This window comes from uncultured Dietzia sp., assembly GCF_937873725.1.
Lineage (GTDB): Bacteria > Actinomycetota > Actinomycetes > Mycobacteriales > Mycobacteriaceae > Dietzia.
Window position 1 is genome coordinate 1 of record NZ_CALMYY010000003.1, and the last position, 8,157, is coordinate 8,157.

Below are 8,157 nucleotides of genomic sequence, written 5' to 3' on the forward strand. Positions count from 1 at the left end.
GCCGTGTGTGCGCCCAGCCTAGGCGTCTACTTGAATCCCACGGAGAAGTCGTGACCCCACAGGCTCACGGCCGTCGACTCGCGCGCAACCCAGTCGGAGTCGTCGACCTGCACGCCCTCGCAGCCGTACTCGCAGTCGAAGCCGCCGGGCGTCTTCATGTAGAAGCTCAGCATCTTGTCGTTGACGTGCCGGCCCAGCGAGGCCGACATCCGGACCTTCTTGCGCAGCGCGCGGTCCAGCGCCAGGCCCACGTCGTCCGCCGAGGCGACCTCCACCATGAGGTGGATGATCCCGGTCGGGTTGGGGAACGGCGTGAACGCCAGCGAGTGGTGCCGGGGGTTGCAACCGAGGAAGCGGAGCCACGCCGGATCGCCGTCGGCCGGGCGGCCCACGATCTCCGGCGGCAGGCTCATCGAGTCCCGCAGGGAGAAGCCCAGGACGTCGCGGTAGAACTCCAGCGCCGCGACCTCGTCCGGGGTGGAGAGCACGATGTGCCCCGCGCCCTGGTCGCCGGTGACGAACTGGTGACCGTAGGGGGTCGGGATGCGGCGGTGCTGGAGCGCGATGGTGTGGTAGATCTCCAGCGTGAACCCGGCCGGGTCCTGGCAGGTGATCAGGCCGCGGACCTTGCGGTCCCGCCTGACCTCCTCCGGCGCCTCCTGCCAGGGGACCCCCGCGGCGTCGAGCCGGCGCCGGACGTCCTCGAGCTCCGCCTCGTTCGCGCACTCCCAGCCCACCGCGGCGAGCTTGTCCTGGGGCCCGGGGACGATGATCCACCGGTGCGGGTTCTCGTCCATACGGAAGTAGAGTGCCGTCGGGTCGTCGCCCTTGCCCTCGACAAACCCGAGGACCTTGGTGCCGTACTCGCGCCACGCGTCCATGTCCGTGGCATAGAGCCGGACGTAGCCGAAGTTGCTGATGGCCATAACAGTTCAGTCCTTTCGATCCGGATGACGGATCAGACCATGGAATCCGTGATCTTCTCGCCGAACTCGTTCTGTCCGAACATGATGTACGCCTTGGTCGCCTCGTTGGCGGCGTGGACGCGGCCGGCGTTGGCGTCACGCCAGAACCGCTGGATCGGCGAGGTGGCCTCGAGCGCGCGGGCGCCGGAGTTCTGGAAGAGCAGGCCGATCGCGTCGATCGAGCGCTGGGTGGCGCGGACCTGGTCGCGGCGGGCGCGGGTGCGGATGTCCATCCCGGGGTAGTCGCCCGCCTTGATGAGGTCCATCTCCTCGCGGACGTTGCGCATGAGCTGCAGCCACCCCGCGTCGATGTCCCCGGCGGCCTCGGCCAGGCGGACCTTGGCGAACGGGTCGTCCTTGACCTTGGTGCCGAAGGCGGCCCGGACGCGGTCCCGCTGGTGCTCGCGGTGCACCTCGTAGCAGCCGAACGCCATGCCGACGATGGGGGCCGAGATGGTGGTGGGGTGGATGGTGCCCCACGGCATGCGGTAGATCGGGTTGGTGTTGACCTCGAGGCCGGGGCTCTTGGTGGCGGCCATGAGGCCGAAGGACAGCACGCGGTGCTCGGGGATGAGCGCGTCCTTGACCAGGATGTCGTTGGACCCGGTGCCCTTGAGCCCGGCGACGTGCCACACGTCCAGGATCTCGTACTGCGACTTCTCCACCAGGAAGGTGCAGAAGTCGACCATCTTGCCGGCGTCGTCCAGCACGGGGCCGCCCACGAACACCCAGTCGGCGTGGTCGCATCCCGAGGACCAGGACCACTTGCCGTTGAGGACCAGGCCCTCCTCGGTCCGCTTCGCCGCACCCATCGGCGCGTACGACGAGGAGATCCGGACGGTGCTGTCCGAGCCCCACACATCCTCCTGCGCCTGCTGCGGGAACAGGGCCAGGTGCCAGTTGTGGATGCCGAGGATGCTGGCGCACCAGCCGGTGGAGGGGCACGCCGTCGCGACGGTCATCGCCGCGGTGTAGAAGGTCTCCATGTCCGCCTCGTACCCACCCCACTGGGCCGGCTGGCAGAGCTTGAAGAACCCGGCCTCGTCGAGCTCGGCGATGTTCTGCGGGTGGACCCTGCGCAGGTCCTCGGTCTCCTGGGCGCGCTCCGCGAAGCCGGGCAGGAGGGCCTTGATCCGGTCGATGACCTCGTGGTTGGCGTACTCGCTCATGTTGTCTCTTCCTGACGTGTGTGGGGGCGCTTCGTTATAGAGTAGAACACGTTACAGTTTTGCACCAGGTTGGGAACCCGGGACACCAGGCTATGGCACCCCGTGCCAGCATTTACAAGCATTGGTTGTGGCCCGCATCCCGATTCTATAACCTGTTCTCATCAGGCTCACGCCATCAGGAGGATCATCATGACCGCACCCGGCTCGTCCCCCGGCGGCATCCGCGAGATCGACACCGGAAAAGCCCGGGAGCGGTACGCCCGCGGCTGGCACTGCATCGGCACCGTCAAGGAGTTCAGCGACGGCAAGCCGCACTCGATCCAGGCGTTCGGCACCAAGCTGGTCGTGTGGGCCAATGGCGAGGGCCAGATCAACGTCCTCGACGCCTACTGCCGCCACCTCGGCGGGGACCTCTCCGACGGCTCCATCAAGGACGGCAACATCGCCTGCCCGTTCCACGACTGGCGCTGGGGCGGAGACGGCAAGTGCAAGGGCATCCCCTACGCCAAGCGCGTCCCCCTGCGCGCCAAGACCCGCGCCTGGATCACCAACGTCCAGTCCGGCCAGGTCTTCGTGTGGCACGACCACGAGGGCAACCCGCCCCGGGACGAGGACGCGATCCCGGCCATCGCCGAGTACGAGACCGGCGAGTGGACCGACTGGGAGTGGAACCGCCTGGTGATCGAGGGCTCCAACTGCATGGAGATCGTCGACAACGTTGTGGACATGGCGCATTTCTACTACATCCACTTCGCGTTCCCGACGTACTTCAAGAACGTCTTCGAGGGGCAGAAGGCCACCCAGTACCTCAACACCAAGGGCCGCCCGGACCACGACCCGTCCGGCGGGAAGTACGGCGACACGCTCCTGGAGTCCGAGGCCTCGTACTTCGGCCCGGCGTACATGATCAACCCGCTCAAGCAGATGTACGGCGCCTTCGAGACCGAGGCGATCCTCATCAACTGCCATTACCCGATCGACCAGAACTCGTTCGTCCTGATGTACGGCCTGTCGGTGAAGAAGCCCGAGGGCTTCGACGACGCGACGTCGGCCAAGATGGCCGCGAAGATCGCCACGTTCTTCGGCGAGGGGTTCCTCCAGGACGTCCGCATCTGGCAGCGCAAGTCCTCGATCGCCAACCCGCTCCTGTGCGAGGAGGACGGGCCCGTGTACCAGCTCCGCCGCTGGTACGAGCAGTTCTACGTGGACCGGGACAAGGTCGAGCCCGAGATGCAGGAGCGATTCGAGTTCGAGGTGGACACCACCGCGGCCAACCAGTACTGGGAGAACGAGGTGGCCGAGAACATGCGCAGGCAGGCCGCCGGCGAGGCCGAGATCTCGGACGAGCAGACCCAGTACACCGGGATGGCCGAGGTCGCCGACGAGGCCGACGCGTCCCGCTCGACGTGATGTTCAAGCAGCACGACGCGCGGCGCGCGCCGACCTGGGACGAGACCGATCCCGAACGCGCCGCGCGTCTGCACGCCTACACCGACCTGGACCGCGAGACGTACACCCGGTCCGGCTTCCAGCCCGTCGAGTGTCGCACCTGCGGCACCTGCGCCTCGGTGCGCAAGAACAGCGTGAAGCACACCTCCATCCAGTGGACCGAGGGCGCCGACCGCGCCTGCCCCGTCCTCACCGAGTGGCGAGGGGGCGGCGAGCGGCCGAAGGGCGAGGACACCTGCCCCCGGATGCTCGCGAGCATCCGCTACGCCTACGCCGAGGGGCTGATCACCCTCGCCGAGGGCGTCGACCCCGCCGACGTCGACCACATGGTCAACCCCCTGTACGTCCCCGAGTGAGACGTCACCCGTGACCCCCTGCCCCGCCGCATCCAAGCGATAGGCTCACCACCCATGACAGACACCCCCCAGCTGGGCTCCTTCGTGCGCGAACTCATGATCGCCGAGGTGATCCAGGAGACCGCCGACGCCAAGTCGATCGTCTTCGAGATCCCCGCCGGATGCGAGGACGACTTCCGGTACACGCCCGGCCAGTTCCTCACGCTGCGCATCCCCAGCGAGCGGACCGGGTCGGTGGCGCGCTGCTACTCCCTGTCGAGCTCGCCCAGCGAGGACGCCCGGCTCAAGGTGACCGTCAAGCGCACGGTGGACGGGTACGGGTCCAACTGGCTGTGCGACCACGCCGAGGCCGGGATGCGGATGCACGTCCTGGCGCCGTCGGGCATCTTCACCCCCAAGATCATCGACCAGGACTTCATCCTCCTGGCCGCCGGCTCGGGCGTCACCCCGATCATGTCGATCCTCAAGTCGGCACTGGCCCAGGGGACCGGGCACGTCGTGATGGTGTACGCCAACCGCGACGAGAACTCCGTGATCTTCAAGGACGAACTGCAGCGGCTCCAGCGGGAGAACCCCGACCGGCTCACCGTGCTCCACTGGCTCGAGTCGGTCTCCGGGATCCCCACCGCCGAGATGATCGGCAACCTCCTGCTGCCGGTCGCGGCCAAGCGTCACTCCTACATCTGCGGGCCCGCCCCGTTCATGGAGACCGTCAAGGACGGCCTGCGCCGCTCGGGCGCCGACATGCGCCTCATCCACACCGAGGTGTTCTCCTCGATCGAGGGCGACCCGTTTGCCGAGATCGTGATCGACGACACCCCCGGGGACGACGCCGCCGGGCCCGCGACCGCGATCGTCGAGCTGGACGGCGAGACCCACGAGATCTCGTGGCCCCGGCAGACCCCGCTCCTGGACGTGCTGCTGTCCAAGGGCATCAAGGCGCCCTTCTCGTGCCGCAAGGGCGAGTGCTCGGCGTGCGCCTGCATCCTCAAGTCCGGCGAGGTCGAGATGATCCACAACGGCATCCTCGACCCGGAGGAGGTCGACGAGGGCTACGTGCTGAGCTGCCAGCTCCTGCCGAAGACCGATCGCGTCGAGGTGTCCTACTCCGACTGAGGGCGCTCCTGACAGACTGGGGGCGTGAGCTCCCCGGTCATCGCCTTCACCTCCAAGTACGGTTCCACCCGGCGGTACGCCACCGCCCTCGGGCGGCGGCTCGGCACACCCGCCGTGGACCTGGCCGAGTTGGACACGGCGTCCGGCGCCGACCCGCTGATCGTCCTGGCTCCCGTCTACGCCACCCGGATCCTCGGGCGCCGACGTGTCATCCGCGCGATCCGCTCGGCGCCCGGTCGGGTGGCCCTCGTCGTCGTGGCCATGTCCCCCGCCGACGACCCCGGGCGCGGCGACCTCGCCGACAGGCTCGTCACGGCCACCCGCCGGGCGGTCACCACGTTCCACCTGCGCGGGGACTTCGACCCCGCCCGCCTGACGTGGCCCGACCGCGCGCTCATGTCCGCGCTGCGACGGGAACTGCGCAGGACCCCGGAGGCGCCCGCGGCGAAGATGCTGCTGTCCGGCGAGCGGCTGGAGTTCGTCGACGAGGGCACCCTCGATCCGGTGGTGGCCTGGGCGGTCGACGACACTAGGGTCGAGCCATGAGCGAGTCCACGTTGCCCCCCTGCCCCGAGTGCGCCTCGGAGTACACCTACGAGATGCCGCCCCTGCTCGTCTGCCCGGAGTGCGCGCACGAGTGGACGGCCGACGCACCCGACGGCGGGCCCGCGGACGACCCCGATGCGGGCGGATCCCGTGAGATCCGGGACGCCGTCGGCAACGTCCTGGCCGACGGCGACACCGTGGTGGTGGTCAAGGACCTCAAGGTCAAGGGCGGCTCCGGCCCGATCAAGGTCGGGACTAAGGTCCGGAACATCCGGCTGGTCGACGGGCCGGGCGACCACGACATCGACTGCCGTGTCGACGGCTTCGGCCCGATGCACCTCAAGTCGAGCGTGGTCAAGAAGGCCTGAGCGGCCGCCCCGCCTAGCCCAAGGCGAGGCCGACCCCCACCGCCGCCGCGACGGGCACCAGCAACGCGCCGAGCGTCGCGGCGAAGCGCGCGCCGCCCATGGTGCCCGCGAGGGTGAGCTTGACGCCCAGGTTGGTGAGCAGCCCCAGGCCGATGGCCGTCGCGGCGGTGCCCGTCGTGATGGTGCCGGCCGAGGCTGCGGAGGCCGCGGCGATCGCGGCGGCGTGCGCGTCGGCGAGCCCACCGATCGCCGAGACGACCAGCGCGCCCGCGCCGCCGAACTCGTGGGCGGCGGCACGGGTGGCCATGAGCAGCAGCGCCAGGATCGACGCGAGGACGATCGCCGCCTTCACGGACATGGGCCGCCCGAAGTCGCGGTCGCGCCCCTGCTCGTCGGCGACCGCGGCCGACCCGCGACCGCGCAGCAGGACGGCCACCTCCACCAGCAGGACGGCGATGCCCGCGGCGGCGCCCACGAGAACGGCCCGGGCGACGTCGCGGTCGATCACCCACGTGACGACGACGGCCTACACGAGCGTGGAGATGTTCACGGCCACCGCGGCCGCGAGGGGGTCCCGGCGGCCCCCCGCCCCGCCCCGGGCCGCGCGCGCGGCGACCGCCGTCGACGCGGAACCGGAGACGAACCCGCCCGCCAGCGTGGTGACGAAGAGCCCCCACCTGCGCCCGAGGAGCCGCGCGGCCACATACCCCGCCCAACCGATCGCGGTGAGGAACACCACGAGAAGCCAGATCGTGCGGGGGTTGAGCGAACCGTAGGGACCGAAGGCGCGGTCCGGCATGAGCGGCAGGACCAGGAACGCCACGACGAGCAGCGTCACCGCATCCTTGACGTCGCGGTCGTCCAGCGCGTTCCGGGCGAAGTCGTGGAGACGGTGTTTGGCGGCGAGCAGCACCACCACGATCACCGCGAGCGCCACCGCCAACTGTGCGTTGACGACCGCCAGCGCGCCCAGCAGGACGGTGACGACCGCGGCCGCGACGGTGGTGATGCCCACGTCCCCCGTCGAGTCCCCGTCGGCGTCCACGCCGGTGACCCTCCAGTACCAGGCGATGATCACCACGGCCGAGGCGCCCAGGGCGACGGCCAGCGCGGCCGCACCCAGCAGGGCACCGACCGCGCCGACCAGCGCGAGGAGGGGGAAGGTCCGAGCGCCGATCCGGCGACCCCGGTGCGCGGGGCTGCGTTCGCGCTCGATGCCGATGGCCAGGCCGAAGGCGACGGCGGCGAGCAGCGGCACGAACTCCGTCATGGTCATCTCCGGACCGGCCCTCCTCTGCGCTCGGGATCAGGCGTTCGCCTGCTCCTTCTGGATCTCCAGCGCGATGTCGATGAGCTGATCCTCCTGGCCGCCGACGAGTCGCCGCTCGCCCGCGCGGATGAGGATCTCCGACGACGGCACGCCGTAACGGTTGGCGTGCCCCTCGGCGTGCTTGAGGAACGAGGAGTAGCAGCCGGCGTAGCCGAGCATCAGCGCCGAGCGGTCGACCACGCACTCGGTGGGCATGAGCGGCCGCACCACGTCCTCGGCGGCGTCGGCGATCTTGAAGAAGTCCACTCCGGTGGTGATGCCGAGCTTGTCGCACACCCCCACCAGGGCCTCGACGGGCGTGTTGCCGGCGCCGGCGCCGAAGCGACGGGTGGAGCCGTCGATCTGCTGGGCGCCGGCGCGGATCGCCATGATCGAGTTGCCGACGCCCACGTCCAGGTTCTCGTGGCCGTGGAAGCCCACCTGGGCGTCGCTGCCGAGCTCGGCGACCACCGCGGCCACGCGGTCGGAGACCTGATCCATGACCAGCGCGCCCGCCGAGTCGACGATGTAGACGCACTGGCACCCGGCGTCGGCCATGATCCTGGCCTGCTTGGCCAGGACCTCCGGCGGCTGGGTGTGGCTCATCATGAGGAAGCCGACCGTCTCGAGGCCGAGCTCGCGGGCGTAGCCGAAGTGCTGGATGGAGACGTCGGCCTCCGTGCAGTGCGTGGCGACGCGGCAGATCGAGCCGCCGTTGTCGCGGGCGGCGAGGATGTCGTCCTTGATGCCCAGGCCGGGCAGCGTGAGAAAGGCGATCTTGGCCTGCTTGGCGGTCTCGGCCGCGGCCCTGATGAGGTCCTGGTCGTAGGACTTGGCGAAGCCGTAGTTGAAGGACGCGCCGCCGAGGCCGTCGCCGTG

The 8,157-nt window shown here is 69.7% G+C and carries 8 protein-coding genes and 1 pseudogene; 5 read left to right on the plus strand and 4 right to left on the minus strand.

Annotation, left to right across the window (positions count from 1 at the left end):
• Positions 1-26: 26 nt before the first annotated feature.
• Together hsaC and hsaA are read right to left on the minus strand one after the other, a co-directional pair.
• Positions 27-926 carry an iron-dependent extradiol dioxygenase HsaC gene (gene hsaC, locus Q0444_RS00070; protein WP_291079946.1) on the minus strand — a complete coding sequence of 300 codons (900 nt, stop codon included), beginning with the start codon at positions 924-926 and terminating at the stop codon, positions 27-29.
• Between the two features lie 32 nt (positions 927-958).
• The gene (gene hsaA / locus Q0444_RS00075) at positions 959-2,134 is read right to left on the minus strand and encodes a 3-hydroxy-9,10-secoandrosta-1,3,5(10)-triene-9,17-dione monooxygenase oxygenase subunit (protein ID WP_299020330.1); all 1,176 of its coding nucleotides are present in this window, start codon (positions 2,132-2,134) and stop codon (positions 959-961) included.
• Positions 2,135-2,323: 189 nt separating this feature from the next.
• Between hsaA and Q0444_RS00080 the strand changes: the two genes are divergently transcribed.
• Genes Q0444_RS00080 through Q0444_RS00100 form a run of 5 tightly spaced genes read left to right on the plus strand, consistent with a single transcriptional unit; the run spans position 2,324 to position 5,969 of the window.
• The gene (locus tag Q0444_RS00080) at positions 2,324-3,544 is read left to right on the plus strand and encodes a Rieske 2Fe-2S domain-containing protein (protein ID WP_291079941.1); all 1,221 of its coding nucleotides are present in this window, start codon (positions 2,324-2,326) and stop codon (positions 3,542-3,544) included.
• The gene (locus Q0444_RS00085) at positions 3,544-3,939 is read left to right on the plus strand and encodes a hypothetical protein (protein ID WP_291079939.1); all 396 of its coding nucleotides are present in this window, start codon (positions 3,544-3,546) and stop codon (positions 3,937-3,939) included. Before Q0444_RS00080 ends, Q0444_RS00085 begins: the two co-directional genes overlap by 1 nt.
• A 54-nt stretch (positions 3,940-3,993) precedes the next feature.
• Positions 3,994-5,055 carry a ferredoxin--NADP reductase gene (locus tag Q0444_RS00090; RefSeq protein ID WP_291079937.1) on the plus strand — a complete coding sequence of 354 codons (1,062 nt, stop codon included), beginning with the start codon at positions 3,994-3,996 and terminating at the stop codon, positions 5,053-5,055.
• A gap of 24 nt (positions 5,056-5,079) precedes the next feature.
• Positions 5,080-5,601: a flavodoxin domain-containing protein gene (locus Q0444_RS00095; RefSeq protein WP_291079935.1), complete on the plus strand. Its 522-nt coding sequence runs from the start codon at positions 5,080-5,082 to the stop codon at positions 5,599-5,601.
• On the plus strand, positions 5,598-5,969 hold the full coding sequence (locus Q0444_RS00100) for a zinc ribbon domain-containing protein YjdM (protein WP_291079933.1): 372 nt from the start codon (positions 5,598-5,600) through the stop codon (positions 5,967-5,969). The genes Q0444_RS00095 and Q0444_RS00100 overlap by 4 nt, the downstream gene beginning before the upstream one ends.
• Positions 5,970-5,982: 13 nt before the next feature.
• Here Q0444_RS00100 and Q0444_RS00105 read toward each other — a convergent pair.
• Together Q0444_RS00105 and dmpG are read right to left on the minus strand one after the other, a co-directional pair.
• Positions 5,983-7,245 (minus strand): annotated as a pseudogene (locus Q0444_RS00105) (DUF4010 domain-containing protein).
• A 30-nt stretch (positions 7,246-7,275) separates the two neighbouring features.
• Positions 7,276-8,157, minus strand: an 882-nt coding sequence (dmpG, locus tag Q0444_RS00110) for a 4-hydroxy-2-oxovalerate aldolase (protein ID WP_299020336.1), incomplete at its 5' end; no start/stop codon positions are given.

Coding starts and splice junctions, on each gene's coding strand:
- hsaC (WP_291079946.1), bottom strand. CDS start 926: ATGGCCATCAGCAACTTCGGCTACGTCCGGCTCTATGCCACGGACATG.
- hsaA (WP_299020330.1), bottom strand. CDS start 2,134: ATGAGCGAGTACGCCAACCACGAGGTCATCGACCGGATCAAGGCCCTC.
- Q0444_RS00080 (WP_291079941.1), top strand. CDS start 2,324: ATGACCGCACCCGGCTCGTCCCCCGGCGGCATCCGCGAGATCGACACC.
- Q0444_RS00085 (WP_291079939.1), top strand. CDS start 3,544: ATGTTCAAGCAGCACGACGCGCGGCGCGCGCCGACCTGGGACGAGACC.
- Q0444_RS00090 (WP_291079937.1), top strand. CDS start 3,994: ATGACAGACACCCCCCAGCTGGGCTCCTTCGTGCGCGAACTCATGATC.
- Q0444_RS00100 (WP_291079933.1), top strand. CDS start 5,598: ATGAGCGAGTCCACGTTGCCCCCCTGCCCCGAGTGCGCCTCGGAGTAC.